Annotated in this window: 20 protein-coding genes; 13 read left to right on the top strand and 7 right to left on the bottom strand. The window is 73.3% G+C overall.

What is annotated here, in order from left to right:
- The first annotated feature begins 137 nt into the window (after positions 1–137).
- Complete coding sequence (locus Q6350_RS06445) at positions 138–362, top strand: DUF3107 domain-containing protein (protein ID WP_304603384.1); 225 nt, start codon at positions 138–140, stop codon at positions 360–362.
- Between the two features lie 98 nt (positions 363–460).
- Here Q6350_RS06445 and Q6350_RS06440 read toward each other — a convergent pair whose 3' ends face one another.
- Complete coding sequence (locus Q6350_RS06440) at positions 461–1,165, bottom strand: ferritin-like fold-containing protein (protein ID WP_304603383.1); 705 nt, start codon at positions 1,163–1,165, stop codon at positions 461–463.
- Between the two features lie 217 nt (positions 1,166–1,382).
- Here Q6350_RS06440 and Q6350_RS06435 point away from each other — a divergent pair, with 217 nt between their 5' ends.
- The 8 genes from Q6350_RS06435 to Q6350_RS06400 all read left to right on the top strand — a co-directional run bounded on the left by Q6350_RS06435 (position 1,383) and on the right by Q6350_RS06400 (position 9,722).
- Positions 1,383–3,035: a DEAD/DEAH box helicase gene (locus Q6350_RS06435; protein WP_305065808.1), complete on the top strand. Its 1,653-nt coding sequence runs from the start codon at positions 1,383–1,385 to the stop codon at positions 3,033–3,035.
- A gap of 183 nt (positions 3,036–3,218) precedes the next feature.
- Positions 3,219–4,184: an ABC transporter substrate-binding protein gene (locus Q6350_RS06430; RefSeq protein WP_304607176.1), complete on the top strand. Its 966-nt coding sequence runs from the start codon at positions 3,219–3,221 to the stop codon at positions 4,182–4,184.
- 1 nt (position 4,185) lies between these two features.
- Entirely contained in the window at positions 4,186–5,112 is a 927-nt protein-coding gene (locus Q6350_RS06425; protein WP_304607175.1) for an amino acid ABC transporter permease, read from the top strand.
- Positions 5,109–5,915 carry an amino acid ABC transporter ATP-binding protein gene (locus tag Q6350_RS06420; protein WP_304603381.1) on the top strand — a complete coding sequence of 269 codons (807 nt, stop codon included), beginning with the start codon at positions 5,109–5,111 and terminating at the stop codon, positions 5,913–5,915. Before Q6350_RS06425 ends, Q6350_RS06420 begins: the two co-directional genes overlap by 4 nt.
- Complete coding sequence (locus Q6350_RS06415) at positions 5,912–7,159, top strand: M20/M25/M40 family metallo-hydrolase (RefSeq protein WP_304603380.1); 1,248 nt, start codon at positions 5,912–5,914, stop codon at positions 7,157–7,159. The genes Q6350_RS06420 and Q6350_RS06415 overlap by 4 nt, the downstream gene beginning before the upstream one ends.
- Positions 7,156–8,430 carry a cyanophycinase gene (locus Q6350_RS06410; RefSeq protein WP_305065807.1) on the top strand — a complete coding sequence of 425 codons (1,275 nt, stop codon included), beginning with the start codon at positions 7,156–7,158 and terminating at the stop codon, positions 8,428–8,430. The genes Q6350_RS06415 and Q6350_RS06410 overlap by 4 nt, the downstream gene beginning before the upstream one ends.
- Positions 8,431–8,516: 86 nt before the next feature.
- A complete protein-coding gene (locus tag Q6350_RS06405) occupies positions 8,517–9,389 on the top strand; it encodes a MurR/RpiR family transcriptional regulator (RefSeq protein ID WP_171247338.1) in 873 nt (290 codons plus the stop codon).
- Between the two features lie 33 nt (positions 9,390–9,422).
- Positions 9,423–9,722 (top strand): DUF1905 domain-containing protein, encoded by a 300-nt coding sequence (locus Q6350_RS06400; RefSeq protein WP_304607172.1) that lies wholly within the window; start codon positions 9,423–9,425, stop codon positions 9,720–9,722.
- An 11-nt stretch (positions 9,723–9,733) separates the two neighbouring features.
- Here the strand turns inward: Q6350_RS06400 and Q6350_RS06395 are convergent, their stop codons facing one another.
- On the bottom strand, positions 9,734–10,369 hold the full coding sequence (locus Q6350_RS06395) for a MarC family protein (protein WP_369810827.1): 636 nt from the start codon (positions 10,367–10,369) through the stop codon (positions 9,734–9,736).
- On the bottom strand, positions 10,357–11,217 hold the full coding sequence (locus Q6350_RS06390; protein WP_304603377.1) for a PHP domain-containing protein: 861 nt from the start codon (positions 11,215–11,217) through the stop codon (positions 10,357–10,359). The genes Q6350_RS06395 and Q6350_RS06390 overlap by 13 nt, the downstream gene beginning before the upstream one ends.
- A 91-nt stretch (positions 11,218–11,308) precedes the next feature.
- On the opposite strand from Q6350_RS06390, the gene Q6350_RS06385 reads away from it, so the two are divergent.
- Both Q6350_RS06385 and Q6350_RS06380 read left to right on the top strand, forming a co-directional pair.
- Positions 11,309–12,058 carry an alpha/beta fold hydrolase gene (locus tag Q6350_RS06385; protein ID WP_305065806.1) on the top strand — a complete coding sequence of 250 codons (750 nt, stop codon included), beginning with the start codon at positions 11,309–11,311 and terminating at the stop codon, positions 12,056–12,058.
- Between the two features lie 55 nt (positions 12,059–12,113).
- The gene (locus tag Q6350_RS06380; protein WP_305065805.1) at positions 12,114–13,643 is read left to right on the top strand and encodes an aminopeptidase P family protein; all 1,530 of its coding nucleotides are present in this window, start codon (positions 12,114–12,116) and stop codon (positions 13,641–13,643) included.
- Between the two features lie 17 nt (positions 13,644–13,660).
- Here the strand turns inward: Q6350_RS06380 and Q6350_RS06375 are convergent, their stop codons facing one another.
- From Q6350_RS06375 to Q6350_RS06360, 4 genes are all read right to left on the bottom strand, one after another.
- The gene (locus Q6350_RS06375; protein WP_305065804.1) at positions 13,661–14,290 is read right to left on the bottom strand and encodes a CYTH domain-containing protein; all 630 of its coding nucleotides are present in this window, start codon (positions 14,288–14,290) and stop codon (positions 13,661–13,663) included.
- Positions 14,291–14,318: 28 nt separating this feature from the next.
- The gene (locus tag Q6350_RS06370; RefSeq protein ID WP_304603373.1) at positions 14,319–15,176 is read right to left on the bottom strand and encodes a D-alanyl-D-alanine carboxypeptidase family protein; all 858 of its coding nucleotides are present in this window, start codon (positions 15,174–15,176) and stop codon (positions 14,319–14,321) included.
- Between the two features lie 165 nt (positions 15,177–15,341).
- Positions 15,342–16,394 (bottom strand): hemolysin family protein, encoded by a 1,053-nt coding sequence (locus Q6350_RS06365; RefSeq protein WP_304603372.1) that lies wholly within the window; start codon positions 16,392–16,394, stop codon positions 15,342–15,344.
- Positions 16,391–17,731, bottom strand: coding sequence for a hemolysin family protein (locus tag Q6350_RS06360; RefSeq protein WP_304603371.1), 1,341 nt, complete (start codon positions 17,729–17,731; stop codon positions 16,391–16,393). The genes Q6350_RS06365 and Q6350_RS06360 overlap by 4 nt, the downstream gene beginning before the upstream one ends.
- 137 nt (positions 17,732–17,868) lie before the next feature.
- Between Q6350_RS06360 and Q6350_RS06355 the strand changes: the two genes are divergently transcribed.
- Both Q6350_RS06355 and Q6350_RS06350 read left to right on the top strand, forming a co-directional pair.
- A complete protein-coding gene (locus tag Q6350_RS06355; RefSeq protein ID WP_171247347.1) occupies positions 17,869–18,597 on the top strand; it encodes a response regulator transcription factor in 729 nt (242 codons plus the stop codon).
- Between the two features lie 2 nt (positions 18,598–18,599).
- On the top strand, positions 18,600–19,694 hold the full coding sequence (locus Q6350_RS06350) for a cell wall metabolism sensor histidine kinase WalK (protein ID WP_304603370.1): 1,095 nt from the start codon (positions 18,600–18,602) through the stop codon (positions 19,692–19,694).
- Positions 19,695–19,869 lie beyond the last annotated feature (175 nt).

The following is a 19,869-nucleotide window of genomic DNA, read 5'->3' as shown; positions in this document are numbered from 1 at the left end:
ACCACGCGCCACCGACAGCCCCGGCCCCGTTCACCCTGCGCGGACGCCACCACCGCGAGGGCCCTGCCGTGCATAGGATCAGGTCAGCCAGAACCACCCGGCGTCGCAGGCGCGACGCCGATCGCGAAGGAGACAACGTGGAGATCACGATCGGTGTGCAGAACCTGAACCGCGAGCTGGTGGTGGAGACCGACCAGAAGCCCGAGGAGATCGCCGAGGCCGTGCGCGCCGCGCTCGAGGGCGGCAAGCCCTTCGAGGTCAAGGACACCAAGGGCCGTCAGATCCTCGTGCCGGCCGCGGTGCTCGGCTACGTCGAGATCGGCACCGGCGAGCAGCGTCCGGTGGGCTTCGGCTCGCTCTGAGCCACCGGGCCGCTCCCCCGCGGCCGTGACGGGTCGGCGCGGGGGACGGGCGCGGGCACGCACCGCCGTCGCGCGGACCCGCCGGGTGCGCCCGTCGGCTAGGCGGCGAGCTGCAGGCGGTCCATGCGCCGCGTGTGCTCGGCGGTGAGCCGCGCGACGATCCAGGCGCGGGACCCGCCGTCGCCGACGTCGGCCCCGAGCGCTGCGGGCGCCCGGCTCGCGAGGTCGTCCAGGCCGGGGTGCGTCGCGAGGAGCACGGTCACGAGGTTCAGCGCCTCGCCGACCACCCGACGACCCCACAGGGCCAGCCGGGACGCCAGGACCTCGTCGGCGGCGCCGAGGCGGCCGAGCACCTCGATCGCCTCGGCGTCGGCGCCCGCCTCGGCCACGGCGGCGGGTCCGGGAACCGGCCGGTCCAGCACCTCGCGCAGCCGGCGCCCGACGGGATCCTCGATCGACGCCGCCAGGGTGCGGCAGAAGTCCTGCGCGACGCCGTGACCGACGACGCCCTTGAGCAGGCCCTCGGCCCAGTCGTCGGTCCGCGTGCGGGCGTCGAACTCGGTCAGCGTGTCCGCGAACGGCGCCATCACCGCGGCACGGGGTCCGCCGACGACGGCGAGCATCGCCCGTTCACGCTCGAGCGCGCGCTCGGCCCCGTCGGCCAGGGCCTGGCGGGTGTCCAGGTCGGGGGCGTCCACGGACCGGGTGGCGAGCAGGCCGAACTCGGCCAGCTCGGAGTAGGCCGCGAAGCCCACGAGGTCGACGACGGACGCGGGCACGGCGGAAGGGCGCTGGCTGCTCACCGGACCAGGATAGGTGCCCGTGTCGAACGCCTCACCCGGCGGCACGACGTGTCCGATACCATGGCCGGGTACCTCGGTTGCCCGGTCGTCTCGATGCTGACCTGATGCGCACACCGCGCGACGTACTTCCGCGATCGGCTGCCGACCACTCCGGCGCAGCGTGCGATCCGCGGCCAGACCGTGTGGTCCGCCGCGCCGACGACATGTGAAGGCACCAGTGACCACAGACACCACCGCCGGGGACGCCGTCGCGGCGACCGGCACCAGTGAAGAACCCGACTACTCGACCGCGGCCGCGATCCAGGCCCAGGACGTGAGCTTCGCCGACTTCGGCGTCCGCGAGGAGATCGTCGCAGCCCTGCGCGACGCCGGGATCACCCACCCGTTCCCCATCCAGGCGATGACCCTTCCGGTCGCGCTGCAGGCGCACGACATCATCGGCCAGGCCAAGACCGGCACGGGCAAGACCCTGGGCTTCGGCGTGCCGCTGCTGCACCGGGTCGCCGCCCCGGGCGAGCCCGAGTACGACGAGCTGCCCGCCCCGGGCAAGCCGCAGGCGATCGTCGTCGCCCCGACGCGCGAGCTCGCCGTCCAGGTGGCCAAGGACCTCGAGGCCGCGTCCAGGGGCCGCGACGTCCGCATCGTGCAGATCTACGGCGGCCGCGCCTACGAGCCGCAGATCGAGACGCTGAACAACGGCGTCGAGGTCGTCGTGGGCACCCCGGGCCGCATCGTCGACCTGATGAACCAGGGCCACCTCAACCTGTCCCGCGCCGCGACGGTCGTGCTCGACGAGGCCGACGAGATGCTCGACCTCGGCTTCCTGCCCGACGTCGAGAAGATCCTGGCGCGCACGCCGGCGGTGCGGCACACGATGCTGTTCTCGGCCACGATGCCCGGCCCCGTGGTCTCCATGGCCCGCCGGTACATGAAGCAGCCGACGCACATCCGGGCCGCCGACCCGGACGACGAGGGCGCCACCGTCAAGAACACGCGCCAGGTCGTCTACCGGGCCCACGCGCTCGACAAGGTCGAGGTGCTGGCCCGGATCCTGCAGGCCGAGGGCCGGGGCCGCACGATCGTCTTCACGCGGACGAAGCGCACCGCCGCGAAGGTCTCCGACGAGCTGCGCTCGCGCGGGTTCGCCGCGGGTGCCATCCACGGCGACCTCGGCCAGGGCGCCCGCGAGCAGGCGCTGCGCGCGCTGCGTCACGGCAACATCGACGTCCTCGTGGCCACCGACGTCGCCGCCCGCGGCATCGACGTCACGGACGTCACGCACGTGATCAACTACCAGTGCCCCGAGGACGAGCGGACCTACCTGCACCGCATCGGCCGCACCGGCCGCGCCGGCAACAAGGGCACCGCGATCACGTTCGTCGACTGGGACGACGTGCCGCGCTGGCAGCTCATCAACAAGGCGCTCGACCTCGGCTTCCCGGAGCCGGTCGAGACGTACTCCTCCTCGCCCCACCTGTTCACGGACCTCGGGATCCCCGAGGGCACCAAGGGCCGTCTGCCCAAGGGCGCCCAGAAGCTCGGCGGCCTGGAGGCCGAGGAGCTCGAGGACCTGGGCGAGACCGGCAAGCGCGCCGGTGGCCAGGACCGCGGCGGCCAGGGCGCTCGTGGTGGCCAGGGCCGTGACGGGGGCGGACGCTCCCGCGGCGGACGCGGCGCCCAGGGGCAGCGCTCGGGCGGCCAGGAGCGCCGCTCCGACGCCGGCCCGCGTGCCGAGCAGCCCGCCGGGGGACCTGCCCAGGGCCAGGACGCGAACGGCGAGGGCGGCCAGCGCCGCCGGCGTCGGCGTCGCCGCCGCAGCGGTTCCGCCGAGGGCCAGGGCGGCGGCACGCCGTCGGCCGGCACCGACTGACATCGTCGTCGGCGAGGGCAGCTCCCCTCGCGCACGACCGGAAAGGGCTCGGACCGTCACGGTCCGAGCCCTTTCTCGTGGCCCAAGGTCACGAAATGGTCAACAACACACGTTACATCTAGACACGCTTCTGCTCGGGCTGGAATGTTTGTTACATCACACCGACCGACAGGAGCTGACACGATGCACCGCTCGCCGATCGCACGACCGCTGGCCGCCCCGGTGGCCGCCCTCGCCGTCCTCGCTCTCGCCGCCTGCTCGCCCTCGGAGGCGGACGAGGCCGGGTCGTCCGCCGGGACCACCCCGGGCGCCACCACGGAGGTGGCCGGTGTCGACATCGCCGTCGACCCCGACATCCGGGCGCTCCTGCCGCAGCAGTACCTCGACGCCGGCGTCGTCCGCGTCGCGACCGACGTCCCCTACCCGCCCTTCGAGATGTACGTCGAGGAGGGGTCCGACGAGATCACGGGCCTCGACCACGACCTCGGCCAGGCGATCGGCGCCGTGCTGGGTGTCGACTTCACCTTCGCCGCCCAGAAGTTCGACGGCATCATCCCGGCGATCCAGGCGGGCAAGTACGACGTCACGATCTCGGCCATGACGGACACCGTCGAACGGCAGGAGGCGCTGACCTTCGTCGACTACTCCGCGTCCGGCACCGGCATGCTCGTCGCCGACGGCAACCCGGAGGGCATCACGACCTACACGGACCTGTGCGGCCGACCCGTCGCCGCGCAGGCCGGGTCCAAGCAGGTCGAGCTGGTGCAGGACTGGGCCGCCGAGTGCGAGGAGTCCGGCGCCGAGCCGGTGGAGCTCAAGACGTACCCCAAGGACTCCGACGCTCAGCTGGCGATCCGCAGCGGCGCCGTCGTGGCCTCGGTCCTCACCAAGCCCTCCGCGGGCTACGTCGCCAAGACCGCCGACGACGGGGCGGCCTTCGACAGCATCGACGACCCCGCCGCCCCGAACGGCTACGACGCCACGCTCAACGGCATCGGGATCGCCAACTCCGCCACCGGGCTGCCCGAGGCGATCCAGGCCGCGCTGCAGTCCCTGATGGACGACGGCACCTACACCACGATCCTCGACGAGTACGGCCTGACGGGCATCGCCATCGACGAGGCCACCATCAACGGTGCGACGTCCTGACATGCCGACCACCGTCGCCCCGCACGAGCCCGCCACCACCCCCACCGACGCCCAGCTCCCCGTCGTCCCCCTGCGGCACTGGGGACGGTTCACCGTCGGCGCCCTGGTGCTGGCGGTCTCCGTCTGGTTCCTGCTCGCCGTGGGCCGCAACCCGAACCTCGACTGGCCCACGGTCGGCGAGTACCTCTTCGCCCCCCTGACCTTCCGCGGGCTGTTCGTCACCGTCTGGCTGACGTTCGCCGGCATGGTCATGGGCATCGTCGGCGGCACCGTCGTCGCCGTCATGCGGCTGTCGTCGAACCCGGTCCTGCGCGTCGTCGCCGGCGTGTACATCTGGGCGTTCCGGGGAACGCCGATCCTCATCCAGATCATCTTCTGGGGGTTCCTCGGCGCGTTCATCCCCACCATCTCGTTGACGGTGCCGTTCACCGACGTCGTGCTGTTCTCCGCCCCCACGTCCCAGCTCGTGCCGGCCACCGTCGCGGCCCTGCTCGCCCTGGGCCTCAACGAGGTGGCCTACGCCGCGGAGATCGTCCGGGCCGGCATCCAGTCCATCGACAAGGGCCAGACGGAGGCCGCCAAGTCGCTCGGCCTCACGCCCGCCCAGACGCTGCGCCGGGTGGTGCTGCCGCAGGCGATGCGCGTCATCGTGCCGCCGATGGGCAACGAGACCCTCACGATGCTCAAGACGACGGCGCTGGTCTCGGTCATCGCCGGCCAGGACCTGATGTCCAACCTGCAGGCCGTGTACGCGCAGAACTTCAAGGTGATCCCCCTGCTGATCGTGGCGAGCATCTGGTTCCTGGTGCTGACGACGCTGCTGACCGTCCCCCAGCGATGGCTCGAGCAGCGCTTCGGCCGCGGCGTCGACCCCGGCGCCACCCGTCGCCCGCTGTCGCGGGCCCTGATGCCGAGGAGGACCCGATGACCGCTCCCGCCACCGATGCGCCGCTCGCCCACGCCGGGCCCGAGGACCCGCTGGTCGACGCCCGCGGTGTCGTCAAGTCCTTCGGCAGCACCCAGGTGCTGCAGGGCATCGACCTCGCCGTCCAGCCCGGACAGGTGGTCTGCCTGCTCGGGCCCTCCGGCTCGGGCAAGTCCACGTTCCTGCGCTGCGTCAACCATCTCGAACGGATCGACGGCGGCCGCCTGCTCGTCAACGGCCACGACGTCGGGTACGAGAAGCGCCGCGGCAAGCTCTACGAGCTGTCCGAACGCCGGATCGCGCGACGCCGGGCCGACATCGGCATGGTCTTCCAGCGCTTCAACCTGTTCCCGCACCGCACCGCCCTGGAGAACGTCATGGAAGGGCCGGTGGTCGTGCGCCGCCGGGCCCGCACCGAGGCCGCCGACCGGGGCCGCGAGCTGCTCGACCGCGTGGGGCTGGCCGACAAGGCCTCGTCGTACCCGTCGCAGCTCTCGGGCGGCCAGCAGCAACGCGTCGCCATCGCGCGGGCGCTGGCGATGGACCCACGGCTCCTCCTCTTCGACGAGCCCACGTCCGCGCTCGACCCGGAGCTCGTCGGCGAGGTGCTCGACGTCATGCGGGACCTCGCGGCCGACGGCATGACCATGCTCGTCGTCACGCACGAGGTCGGCTTCGCCCGCGAGGTCGCCGACGTCGCCGCGTTCATGGCCGACGGCGTCATCGTCGAGTCCGGCGACCCCCGACAGGTCCTGGGCGACCCCCGCCACGAGCGCACCCGGTCCTTCCTCGCGAGGGTCCTGTGACGGGCGTCGAGCAGGCGACGGCCACCGCCGGCCCCTCGGCCGAGAGCTCCGTCCTGCTGCGCCGGGCCACCAGCTCGCTCGCGCGGTACGCCGAGGAGCTCACGGAGCTGACGTCGTTCGACTCGGGCACCTGGAACGCCGCGGGCACCCGTCGCGTGGTCGCGTGGTGCGCCGCCCGGGTCGAGGCGCTCGGTGCACGGACCCGGATCGTGGAGCTGGACGGTGACGGTCCCGCCGTCGGACCCGCCCTGGTCGCGCGTCTGGCGGTGCCGACCGACGCCCAGGTCCTGCTCGTCGGCCACGCGGACACGGTCTACCCGGACGGCACCGCGGCGCGGCGCCGCACCCGCCGTGCCGGGCGACGGGTCCTCGGGCCGGGCGTCAGCGACGACAAGGGCGGGGTGCTCGCCGGCATCCACGCCATGGAGCTCCTCGCGGACCTGCCCGGCCCCCGTCGCGGCGAGGTGGTCCTGCTCGTCAGTCCCGACGAGGAGGTCGGTTCCCCCCGCAGCGTGGGGCTCCTGACGTCCCTGGCCAGGACGGCGGACGTCGTGCTCGGCCTGGAGTGCGCACGCGAGAACGGCGACCTCGTCCGGGCGCGCAAGGGCGTGTGCGACGTCGACATCACGTTGCACGGCCGGTCGGCCCACGCGGGGATCGAACCCGAGCGCGGCGCGGACGCGGCGCTCGCCGCGGCCCGGCTCGTCGTCGCGCTGCACGAGGCGGCCCGCACCCGCGACGGCGTCTCCCTCAACGTGGGCGTCGTGCGGGCCGGGTCCCGCCCGAACGTCGTGGCCGACGTCGCCGAGCTCCGGCTCGAGGTCCGCGCGACGACCGCCGTCGCCCTCGACGAGATGCTCGGCACCGTCGACGCGCTCGTGGACGACCTGGCCGCGGCGGGCGTGAACGGCACGACGGCACGGTCCGGTCACTGCCCTCCGTTCGAGCCGACGCCCGCCTCCACCGAGCTCCTGCGTCGCGCGGTCCGCCGGGCGCAGGACCTGGGACTCACGGTCGCCGGCGCCGCCACGGGCGGGGTCGGCGACACCAACTTCGCCGCCGCCACGGGCACGCCGGCGCTGGACGGCCTCGGTCCGGTCGGCGGCGGCGACCACAGCGACGCCGAGTGGCTCGACCTGTCCTCGGTCCCCGCACGCGTCGCCCTGCTCGCCGGCCTCGTCCTCGACGTCGGCCGTTCCACCACCACCCCGCACGACCGACCCGCACGAAAGGACGACCGATGACGTCAGCACGGCACTCCCGGACGATCGCGATCCTGCTGGGCACCGCCCTCGCGGTACCGCTCACGGCGGCCACCGCCGCCCAGGCAGCACCTGACCCCGACGGCGGCCAGCTCGTGCTGGTCGGCGGTTCCCTCGACGACGACAACGAGGAGGTCTACGGCGAGATCGTCGACCGGGCGGGCGGCGCGGACGCCCACATCGGCATCGTCACCGCAGCGGCGATCCCGGCCTCCCAGGACCCCGACGCCGGGACGCAGTGGGCCAACAACGCGGAGTTCAACGGCACCTACTACGCCGACATCCTCGAGGGCTTCGGCGCCGGCGAGACGACGTGGATCCCGCTCGACCTCGACCACCCCGAGGTGGCGTCCGACCCCGACGTCGCCGCCCAGGTCGCGGACATGACCGGATTCTTCTTCGGGGGCGGCGACCAGTACCGCTACGTCACCCTGATGACGGAGGGCGAGGCGCAGGCCGACACCCCCCTGCTGGCGGCGATCCGCGACCGGTTCGAGGCCGGCGCGGTCGTGGCCGGCACCTCGGCCGGCATGCAGATCATGGCCGGGCAGGACATGGTGACCGGCGGCGAGAGCTGGGAGGCCCTGGTCGACGGCAGCGCCCCCGGCTACTTCGCCGACCCGACCGAGCTGGGGTACCTGCCCGAGGGCGGGTTCGGCTTCTTCACCTCGGGCCTGCTCGACACCCACTTCGGGGCCTGGGGACGGCAGGGCCGTGCGATCCGCCTCGCCGCCGACACCGGCCAGGACCGTGTCTTCGGCGTCGACCCCGACACCGCGCTCGTCGTGGACGCGGCCGGCACCGACCACGAACGTCTGACGGTGCTCGGCGCGAACGGCGTCAACGTGCTCGACCTGCGCGAGGCGCACCACCGGACCACCGCCGACGGATGGGCGATCTCGGCGGTCCGCTGGTCGTGGCTGAGCGCGGGTGACGGCTACGACGCCGCGACGTGGACCCCGGTGGCCGCCGAGGGCTCGACCGTGCTGCGCCCGGACACGCACGGCGTCGAGTCCCGGAGCACGGACGTGTTCTCCTCCCTGAACGGGGACGGCACCGAGTTCGTGCTCACCGACCTCGCGCTCGACCTCGCGTCGTCGCGCGACCGCACGACCACCGGGACGACGGTCGAGGACGACCCGACCTACGAGGTCCGCCTGCTCGAGGGGGCGGGCTTCCGGGCACGGTCGACCGACGGCGCCCGGGCGACGTCGTTCGAGGACCTCACGGTGTCCCTCCGGCCCCGTCCCTGAGCATCGTGAGCCGCGCCGGGCGGCGTGGCGAGCACGGCGACCGCCGCTTGCTACGCTGCCCGGCACCAGCACAGACAGGAGGTGCCGTGACCACGAGCACCCAGCCGTCGGGCCTGGCCGACCAGATCCGTCGCCGCCTCGGGGACTGCACGCCGGCCGAGCGCAAGGTCGGGCGCGTGCTGCTGTCCGCCTACCCGTCGGCCGGGTTCGAGACCGTCGCCGTCCTCGCGGCACGGGCGGGCGTCAGCGGTCCGACGGTGGTGCGGTTCGTCTCGCGGCTCGGCTTCTCCGGCTTCCCGGCCTTCCAGGCCGCGCTGCGCGCCGACCTCGACGACCGCAGCGCGTCCCCGCTGTCGCTCTACCGGTCCCGCGACGTCGCCGACGCGACCGGCGCCGACGAGGCGCTGGCACGCTACGCGCCGGCCGCCGAGGAAGCCGTCCGGCGGACCTTCGCCGACCTGCCGCCGAGCGACTTCTCCCGCGCCGTGGACCTGCTCGCCCGCGACGCACGGCGCGTGCTCGTGGTCGGGGGCCGGTTCAGCCGGCTGGTCGGGCTGTACCTCGTCCAGCACCTGCAGCAGATGCGGCCGGACGTCGAGTACGTCACGGACCGCCCCGAGGGACGCACCCACGCCCTGGCCGACCTGGGGCATCGTGACGTCCTCGTCGTCTTCGACTACCGACGCTACGAGAAGGACTCCGCCCGCCTGGCGCAGTTCGCCGTCGACCGCAAGGCGTCCGTGGTGCTCTTCACCGACGTGTGGCTCTCCCCCGTGGCCTCCCTGGCGGACGCGGTCCTGCCGAGCGACACCGGGACCGCCTCGGCCTACGACGCGATGGCGCCGGCGATGGCGCTGGTGGAAGCGGTCGTGTCGGCCGTCCTCGCCGAGCTCGGCGACGTCGCGCACCGGCGCATGGAACGCATCGAGTCGGTCGGGGCGGCGCTGGACGTCTTCTGAGCCGCCGTCGGGGGCCTGACGTACCGTGTGCCCGTGGAGCTCACGTTCACCGCACCGCTGTGGCGGTGGGACGCACGGCAGGACGACTCCTGGTGGTTCGTCACCGTGCCGCCGGACGAGTCCGACCTGCTCGCCGACGTCCCGCTGCCGCCCCGCGGCTTCGGGTCGATCCGCGTCCGGGTCCGCGTCGGGTCGACGACGTGGCAGACGTCCGTGTTCCCGTCCCAGGACCAGGACGGCTACGTGCTGCCGATGAAGAAGGCCGTGCGACAGGCCGAGGGCCTGGAGCCGGGCGCCGCGGTCGAGGTCACCCTCTCCCCGCTCGACGCCTGACCCCAGGACCCTCACGCCGTCGCGATGAACTCCATGACGCCGTCGGCGATCTGCTGCACGGCGATCGCGGCGAGCAGGATGCCGGCGATCCGGGTGATGAGCGTGACGCCGGAGTCCTTGAGCACTCGGTGCAGCACCTCGGCGAAGCGCATCGCCAGGTACAGCGAGACGTGCACCAGCACGATGGCGAGCGCGATGGCCGCCACCGGGGGCACCCAGTCCCCCTCGATGTCGGCCTGCTGCACGAACACCATCGTGGCCACGATCGCGCCCGGTCCTGCCAGCAGGGGGGTACCCAGCGGGACCAGGGCCACGTTCGCCCCCGGTGTCGCCGCCGTCGCCTCGCCGGTGTCGAAGTGGCCGATGAGCAGCTGCATCGCCACGATGAGCAGCAGCAGACCCCCCGACGCCTGCAGCGCGGCGAGCGAGATCCCCATGTACGACAGCAGCTGCTGACCGAAGAGCGCGAAGACCACGATCACGCAGAACGCGACCGTCACCGCCTGCAGGGCCGCACGGCTGCGCTGCTTGGCCCCCATCGTGGAGGTCAGCGCGAGAAACACCGGGATCGTCCCGGGCGGGTCCATGATCACCCACAGCGTCACGAAGACCTGGGTGAACAGGGTCAGGTCGATCATCGTGTCCACGGCCGCAGCACCTCCAGCGTTCCCCTCTCCTCGATCTCCGCCAGCACGTCCGGGTCGGTGGTGTGCTCGCCCAGGCGATTCTGCTTGCCGACCCCGTGGTAGTCGCTCGCACCGGTGACGAGCAGCCCCAGCTCGCGCGCGAGCCCCCGCATCCTGTCACGGTCGTCGGCGGAGTGGTCCCGGTGGTCGGCCTCGAGCCCGGCCAGGCCGACCTCGGCCAGCTCGGCGATCGTCTCCTCCGTGACCACGCGCCCGCGCCGGCCCGCCCGCGGGTGCGCCATGACGGGCACACCGCCCGCGGCCAGCACTGCCCGCACGGCGTCCGCGGTGTCCGGGGCGTAGTGCGGTACGTAGTACGGGGCTCCCGGGTGCAGCATCGTCGCGAACGCCTCGTCACGGTGCGCGACCACCCCGGCCGCCACCAGGGCGTCCGCCAGGTGCGGCCGGCCGACCGTGGCGCCGCCGTGCGTCTGGGCCACGACGTCCTCCCACGTCACCGGGTAGTCCTCGGCGAGGCGCTCGGTCATGCGCCGGGCCCGCTGCACGCGGTCGTCCCGGGTGCGCTGCAGCTCCGCCAGCAGCGCGGGGTGCTCCCGGTCGTGCAGGTAGCCGAGCAGGTGCACGCTGATCCCGCCCTCGGGCGTGCGCGCCCGCGTCGAGATCTCGATGCCGCGCACCAGCGCCACGCCGGTGTCCGCCACGGCTGCCGCCGCCTCGTCCCACCCGGCGGTGGAGTCGTGGTCGGTCAGCGCCACGACGGTCACGCCGGCCGACGCCGCGGCCTCGAGGACGCCGCGTGGGGTGTCCGTGCCGTCCGAGGCACGGGAGTGGGTATGGAGGTCGATCACGCGCCAAGTGTAGGGAAGCGCCGCCATGCCCTCACACGCTCTCCACGCGCCCCCCGACGGGCGGGCGCACCGGAGGAGGAGGATGGAGATCGTGAGTGCCGCCCTGCTCGAATCCCACGCCCCGACGACACCGACCCGACAGGTCGGTGTCGTGCTCGTGCACGGCATGCGCCAGGACGGCTCGGCCTGGGCGCGGCAGGTGGACCACCTGGAGGCGCTGGGGCACTCGGCCGTCGCCGTCGACCTGCCCGGTCACGGACGGCGGATGTCCGAGCGCTTCTCGTTCCGTCGGGCCTGGGACCACCTCGACGACGCCGTCGCCTCGTTCCCCCGCGACACCCCGGTGATGATGGTCGGCCAGTCGCTCGGCGGCTACGTCTCCCTCGGCTGGGCCGCCCAGCGGACGACGCCGGACGAGGACCGACCGCTGCTCGGCGTCGTCGCCTCCGGGTGCAGCACCGAGCCGCGGGGCAAGCCCGTCCGCCTGTACCGGGACGTGGCCGACGGGCTGGTCCGCGCCGGGAGCTCCGTCATGCGCCGCCTGGCTCCCGGAGCCGGGAACGACCGGGACGAACGGCCGGGCTGGGACCTCGTCACCGACGCGCTGGGCGAGCTGTCCGGCTGGTCGGCGCTGGCGGACCTCGAGGCGGTCGACGTCCCGGTGTGGCTGGTCAACGGGGCACGCTGCCACCTGCGCTGGCAGGAGCAGCGCTTCGCCCGGACCGCGGACCGGGGTGCGCTCGTCGTCGTCCCCGGGATCGGCCACGACGTCCACCTGGACGCACCGGACGACTACAACCGCGTGCTGAGCCGCGCGCTGGCGGACTTCGCCCGCGACTGACCCCCGCCGGTCCGGGAAGCCTCACCCGGCCCTCCCGAGGTGCGAGACTGGGCCCATGAGCGACACCACCCCGGTCGACCGACCCAGCGACGAGACGATCACCGAGCGCGGCAGCAACCGTTCGCAGCGCCCGACCTCGGACGCGTTCAAGCAGTTCATCACCTCCCGGTGGGCGCCCCGGCAGGACCTCGGCGTCACGCCGGGCCGGGCCGTCCCGTTCACCGCGGCCCGGCGGGCCCGGCTCTCGGCGCGCTTCGCCGGCACCCGCCTGGTGATCCCCGCGGGGCCGCTGAAGCAGCGCTCGAACGACACCGACTACCGGTTCCGACCGCACTCGGCGTTCGCTCACCTCACCGGTTTCGGCACCGACCAGGAGCCCGACGCCGTGCTGGTCCTGCACCCGACCGCCGAGGGCGAGGGCGACGGCGGCTCCCAGCACCACGCCGTGCTGTACGTGCGTCCCCTCGCACCGCGCGACACCGAGGAGTTCTACGCGGACTCCCGCTACGGCGAGTTCTGGGTCGGCGCCCGTCCGACGCTGGACGACGTCACCACCGCGACCGGCATCGAGGCCCGCCACGTCGACGAGCTGCGGGAGGCGCTGGCCAAGGACGTCGGCACCGACGGCGTGCAGGTGCTGGTGATCGCCGAGGCCGACGAGGAGATCACGGCGGTGATCGAGGCGATCCGCACCGAGGCCGGCACCCAGGAGCAGGCGCAGGACGACGCCCTCGCCGAAGCCGCCTCCGAGCTGCGCCTGGTCAAGGACGAGCTCGAGGTCGAGCTCATGCGTGACGCCGTCGCGCGCACGATCGAGGGGTTCGAGGAGGTCGTCCGCTCCCTGCCGCGGGCGGTGGAGCACCGCCGGGGGGAGCGCGTCATCGAGACGGCGTTCGACGCCCACGCCCGGCTCGAGGGCAACACGGTCGGCTACGAGACCATCGCCGCCGCCGGCGATCACGCCACGACGCTGCACTGGATCACGAACGACGGCGTGGTCCGCCGTGGCGAGATGGTGCTGCTGGACGCGGGCGTCGAGATCGACGAGCTCTACACCGCCGACGTCACCCGCACCCTGCCCGTGGACGGCGAGTACACCGAGGTCCAGCGCCGGATCTACACCGCGGTGCTCGACGCCGCCGACGCCGCGTTCGCCGTGGCGAAGCCGGGGGCGCGGTTCCGCGACATCCACGCCGCCGCGATGGAGGTCATCGCCGCCCGGCTCGAGGAGTGGGGCCTGCTGCCCGTATCCGCCGAGGAGTCCCTGTCGCCGGAGGGTCAGCAGCACCGCCGCTGGATGGTGCACGGCACCTCGCACCACCTCGGCCTCGACGTGCACGACTGCGCGCAGGCCCGCCGCGAGATGTACCTCGACGGCGTCCTCGAGCCCGGGATGGTGTTCACGATCGAGCCCGGCCTGTACTTCAAGGCGGACGACCTGGCCGTGCCCGAGGAGTACCGCGGCATCGGCGTGCGCATCGAGGACGACGTCCTGGTCACCGCCGACGGCAACGAGAACCTCTCGGCGGCGCTCCCCCGGCGGCCGGAGGACGTCGAGGCCTGGATGGCCCGGCTGCGCGGCTGACCGGAGGGCCGGCCGCGCTACAGGCCGCCGAGCTCCTGGTTCGGACCGAAGTCCTCCCGGAACGCGGGCCCGTGCGCGGCCAGCTCCTCGGCGTAGGCGGCCGCCCACTCCCCGTAGGGCCGCACGGCCAGGGACTCGTTGGAGAAGCGGCGGTCGTCGGTGATCTCGGTGACGCAGAAGTCGGGGATCTGCAGCTCGGTCACCGGGCCGGACCGTTCGCACTCGGCCACGACCAGCGGGTGGTTCGCGCCGCCGAAGACGTCGATCGACCAGCCGTCCGCGCCGAGCCAGGCGGCGTAGCGCGTCTTGACGACGCGCGCGCCGCCCCGGCGCACGAGCTCGACCGCGACGAGGGGGTCGAGCTCCCGCTCCGCCTCGTAGCGCGTGCCGCCGGCGGAGGGCCCCTTGACCGTCATCGCGGCGAAGTCGACCCGGTCACGCCACCGGGCGAGGACGTCGCGGGCGTCGCTCGTCGCGTCGAGGGCCGCGTCCACTCCGCCGGCCTGGGCACGGACGCGCAGGGCGTAGCCGCCGTCGGACAGGTAGTAGGACTGGACGATCAGCGACGGCGCGTCGCGCAGGACGTCGGGCAGGTCGCGCACCAGGAAGCGCCGCTCGAACTCGAAGTCGGAGTAGTCCGTGGCCATGGGTCGAGACTACGCCGCCGTGCTCGGCTCAGTGCCAGTAGGAGACTTCCTCGACGCCGGCACGGAACTCGAAGTGCCACGGCTCGTACTTGCCGGACCCGCCCCGCTGGGCCCACGGCGGGTTCTCCCACCCGTAGGCCGGCGCGTTGTCCCAGAGCCAGCCGTAGACCTCCGAGCTCCCCGTCTCCTTCGAGCACAGGTCGATCGCGAGTCCCCAGCCGTGCATCGAGGTGCCGGGCGTCGCCGCGAGGTAGCCGCGGCTGGCCTTCACGGCGTACTGGGAGGACAGGGACCGGTAGCTGTCGACCAGGCAGAGGTTGCGGCCGAACCGCGCGTTGAACGCCTCGTTGAGGGCGCTCAGGGCGACGGCGGCGTCGGGCCGCAGCTGTTCGCCGGGCTGCCAGAGGTCGCACAGCGAGTGGTCGGCGAGCTGCCCGTTGCCGCCGTCGACCGGGGCCGAGGGGTCGCAGTCGGGCAGCGGCTCACGGTCGGCCGAGGCGCGGCTCGCGACGTCGACGGTGTTGCGCTCGCGCGGGACCGCGGCGATGGAGGACGCGGTGGGCGGCGTCGACGCGCCGGACTGGAGCAGCGCGAGCGTGGAGGGACCCGACGAGGTCGGGTCGTCCAGGTCGAAGGGCGACCGCTCGTCACCCTGCGCACCCGCGGTCAGCGGCCCCGCGATGGTCGCGGCGGCCAGGGAGCCGAGCACGGTCGCCCGGGTGATCCAGGTGTGCCCCGCCGGGGCGGCGTGGGCCCCGCGGGACCGTGCCCGGCCCCCCGCGGGCCGACGGGTGCGGGCCGTCCGGCCCGACCGGCCCTGCTCGGCCTCACGGATCTCTCGGCGGGAGCGCGGGGTCGCGTCGTCACCCTGCGGCGTCGCGTCCACTCCACCTCCTGCGTCCGGCCGCGCCCTGCGTGGCCATGTCGTGCATCTCCCGGTCGACCTGCGACGACGTCGCTTCCGCGAACCGCCGGTGTCGGTCTGTGACCGCACCCTAGCGGTGGCCCGCCCCCCGTCCAAGTCCCCCCTTGTTCACACCTTGTTCATGCCTCAACGCCGGCGCTGCATCGCGTCACGAACCTCGCCGACGAGCTCCTCGAGGATGTCCTCCAGGAAGACCACGCCGACCGTGCGTCCGCCGTCGTCGACCCGGGCGAGGTGCGCACCGGAGCGCTGCATCGCCCGCAGCGTGTCCTCGACCTCGTCGGTCGGGGCGACCGTCGCCATGGCGCGGACGCGCCACGTCGGGACCGGCCGGGAACGGTTGCCGTTGGTGGCGTACAGGACGTCCTTGAGGTGCAGGTAGCCCAGCAGGCTCCGCGCACCCTCGGCGTCGTCCGGTGCGGCCATGGGGAAGCGGCTGTAGCCGGTGCGGGACACCTCGTGCTCGACGTCGTCGGGCGTGGCTCCGGGTGACACGGTCACCAGGGCGTCGACAGGCACCATCACGTCCCGCGCCGTACGCGAGGAGAACTCGATGGCTCCCGTGAGCAGTCCCTCGTCGTCCTCGAGCACGCCCTCGGCGCGCGAGGCCTCGACGATCGACTGCACCTCCTCGACGGTGAACGCGGAGGCCACCTCGTCCTTGGGCTCGACGCCCAGCAGGCGGATCACGTGGTTCGCGATCCAGTTGAGCGCCACGATGACGGGGCGCACGAACCGCGCGATGAGGACCAGCGGCGGCGCGAACCACAGGGCGGCACGCTCCGGACCGGTCACCGCGAGGTTCTTCGGCACCATCTCGCCGAGCACGACGTGCAGGTAGACGACGATGCCGAGCGCGATGACCAGCGCCACGGGGTGCACGAGCTGCTCGGGGATCCCCATCGTCTCGAAGGGACCCTCCAGCAGGTGCGCCAGGGCGGGCTCGGCGATGATGCCGAGCCCCGTGGAGCACACCGTGATGCCCAGCTGGGCGCAGGCCAGCATCAGGGACACGTTCTCCATCGCCCACAGCACGACCTTGGCGCGCTTCTCCCCCGCCTCGGCCCGGGGTTCGATGGTGCTGCGCCGCACGGACAGCACGGCGAACTCCGCCCCCACGAAGAAGGCGTTGCCCACCAGCAGCAGCAGACCGATCAGCAGGGCGCTCCCGGTGCTCATGCGGATCCCTCCTGCCGCGACCGCGCGCGCAGCCGTTCGATGCGTCGTCCGTCGATCAGGTCGACACGGAGCACGACGTCGTCGACCTGGACCTCGTCCCCGATCTCCGGGAGCCGTCCCAGGTGCGCCATCACCAGACCGCCGAGCGTCTCGTAGGAGGGCGCCTCCGGGACGCAGAGGCCGGTGGCCTCCTCCAGCTCGTCGGGGCGCAGGACGCCGGGGACGGACCAGGCGCCGTCGGCCAGGCCGGCGACCCCGCCACGGCGGCGGTCGTGCTCGTCGGTGACGTCGCCGACGAGCTCCTCGACGACGTCCTCCAGCGTCACGACGCCGGAGGTGCCGCCGTACTCGTCGACCACGACGGCCATCTGCAGGCCCAGCCCCCGCAGCTCGACGAGCAGCGGGCCGAGGCTGACGGTCTCGGGCACCCGCGGGGCCTCGACCATCAGCGCACCGGCCGGCACCTCGTCGCGGCGCTCGAAGGGCACGGAGACCGCACGGCGCAGGTGCACGAGGCCCACGACGTCGTCCCGGTCGTCGCCGATCACCGGGAACCGGGAGTGGCCGGTGCGGTGGGCGAGCGAGACGACCTCCGTCGCGCTGGTGTCACGGTTGACCACCACCATGCGGGTGCGATCGGTCATGACGTCCCGGGCGACCAGCTCGTCGAGCTCGAGCAGGTTCGCCAGCAGCGTCGCCGTGCCCTTCTCGAGCGTCCCCTCCTGGGCCGACCGTCGGACCAGCGAGACGAGCTCGGTCGCCGAGCGCGCACCGGAGAGCTCCTCGCGCGGCTCGACGCCCATCCGGCGCAGGATCGCGTTGGCGGACCCGTTGAGGACGCGGATGAGCGGCCCCGCGGCGATCGTGAAGGCACGCTGCAGCGGCACCACCGCCCGCGCGGTGCCGTGCGGCGCCGAGAGGGCGAAGTTCTTCGGGATGAGCTCGCCGAAGAGCATCGAGAACCCGTTGACCACGACGAGCGCGAGGGTGAAGGCCAGCACGGCGGACACGCCCTCGCCCAACGGCGTCCCGGCGAAGGACGCCCCGAACAGCGACAGCAGCGCCGGCTGGGCGGTGTAGCCCAGCAGGATGGTGGTGGCGGTGATCCCGACCTGCGCGGAGCTCAGCTCCGTCGACAGGTGCTTCAGCCCGGCTCGGACGATGCGGTCCCGACGATCGGGGCCTCTCCGGCCGGGCGGGGGACTGTCGCCCTCCTCGTCGTCGGCCCCCACGACCGCGGGGTCGAGGGTCACCAGGGAGAACTCGCTGGCCACGAAGATCGCGGTACCGGCGGTGAGCAGCACACCGACACCGAGCATGAGCACGTCGGTCAGCACGGCAGACTCCAGCTGCTCGGCGGACCGGTATATCGACTGTCGTCCATCGTGACCAGATCGTATCGGCTCCGCGGCAGCGCCCGCCACGCCCGCCTCTGCCCAGCGAAACCTGAGGTTGTGCGTGCAAGATAGGGGTCATGACCACCACTGCGAGCGGGCCCGGCCAGGGCCAGCAGAACGCCACCGTCCTCGTCGTGGAGGACGAGCCGGCCATCGCGACGGCCATCGCGCAGCGCCTCTCCGCCGAGGGATGGCGGGTCGAGGTCGCCCGCGACGGGCTCGCCGGCGTGGACGCCGCCGCCCGCCTGCACCCGGACGCCGTCGTGCTGGACGTGATGCTGCCGGGGCTCGACGGGCTGGAGGTCTGCCGCCGGATCCAGGCCGAGCACCCGACGCCGATCCTCATGCTCACCGCCCGGGACGACGAGACCGACATGATCATCGGCCTCGGCGTGGGCGCGGACGACTACATGACCAAGCCCTTCTCGATGCGCGAGCTGGTCGCCCGGGTCAAGGCCCTGCTGCGCCGCGTGGAGCGTGCCGCGCAGGCCGCGGCGTCGGCACCGGCCGAGCCCCCGCTCGTCGCCGGCGACGTGACGATCGACCGCGCCCAGCGGCGGGTGCACCGTGAGGGCGAGGAGGTGCACCTGACGCCGACGGAGTTCGAGCTGCTGGTCATGCTGGCCAGCGCGCCCAAGACGGTCCAGACCCGGGAGAAGCTGCTCGCGGAGGTCTGGGACTGGGCCGACGCCAGCGGCACCCGCACCGTCGACTCCCACATCAAGGCGCTGCGTCGCAAGCTCGGTTCGGAGCTCATCCGCACCGTGCACGGGGTCGGCTACGCGTTCGAGCCCCCGGCGGACTGAGCGTGGGAGCCGCTCACGACGACGGCGGTGACCGACGGCGCGAGCACCGCCTCCGGGACGTCCGCCCCCTCGACCCGATCCACTCCCTCAAGGCCAAGCTCGGGCTGCTGGTGGTCGCCAGCGTCACCGTCGGGGTGCTCATCACCTGGGTGGGTCTGCGCAACGACCTCGGCCCCAGCCGCACGTTCCCGCTGGCGATCATCGTCTCGCTGGTGCTCACCCAGCTCCTGGCCCGGGGCATGACGTCCCCCCTGCGCGAGATGACGGCCGCGGCACGGGCCATGGCGGACGGCGACTACTCGATCCGGGTGCGCTCGACCAGTCGCGACGAGGTCGGTCAGCTCGCCGAGGCGTTCAACACGATGGCGGGCGACCTGGAGTCGTCCGACCGGATCCGCCGTGACCTGATCGCGAACGTCTCGCACGAGTTGCGCACGCCCGTCGCCGCCCTGCAGGCACAGCTCGAGAACCTCGTCGACGGGGTCTCCGAACCCACCCCGGCGACGCTCGAGCTGTCGCTGCAGCAGACCGAGCGGCTCACGCGGCTCGTCACCTACCTGCTGGACCTGTCGCGCGTCGAGGCCGGCGCGTCGGCGCTGACGCTGACGCAGTTCTCGGTGGGCGACTTCCTCGAGGAGTGCGCGGAGTCCATGTCGATGGTGGACGCCGCCAAGGGGTTGGCGTACGTCGTGGACGTCACCCCCGAGGACCTCGTGCTGGAGGCCGACGTCGAACGGATCCGGCAGGTGGTGACCAACCTGCTGCAGAACGCGATCCGGCACTCGCCGCACGGCGGCACGGTGCGCCTGGACGCCTACCCGGAGCAGGACGACGTCGTCATCGAGGTGAGCGACGAGGGGCCCGGCATCGCGCCCGAGGACCGCGAGCGCGTCTTCGAACGGTTCGCCAGCGGCGCCCCGAGCGTCCGGTCGGTGGCGAGCACGAGCGGCGGCACCGGCATCGGTCTGGCGATCGTGCGGTGGGCCGTGGACCTCCACGGCGGTCACGTCGCGGTCGCCGACACCGAGTCCGGCGCGACGATGCGGGTGACCCTGCCGGCCGAGGCGCGCCCCGCTCCGGGCGTGACCACCGAGTAGGAGCACCCCGCCGATCGTGAGATCGGTCACACGGGCCGCCGTCCGACCCGCGGCCGTGAGCCGGTCATGACGCCGGACGAGACAACGACACCCGCACCTTTGACGACCGATTACCCACCCGTCACGCACGGGTGGGCAAGACCTTGTCCACCGCGCCAAGGCGCCGACCCCGGGC

This window comes from Isoptericola sp. b515, assembly GCF_030588125.1.
Lineage (GTDB): Bacteria > Actinomycetota > Actinomycetes > Actinomycetales > Cellulomonadaceae > Isoptericola > Isoptericola sediminis.
The sequence above is the reverse complement of the archived record's forward strand: the minus strand, read 5'-3'. Positions and strand labels throughout refer to the sequence as shown.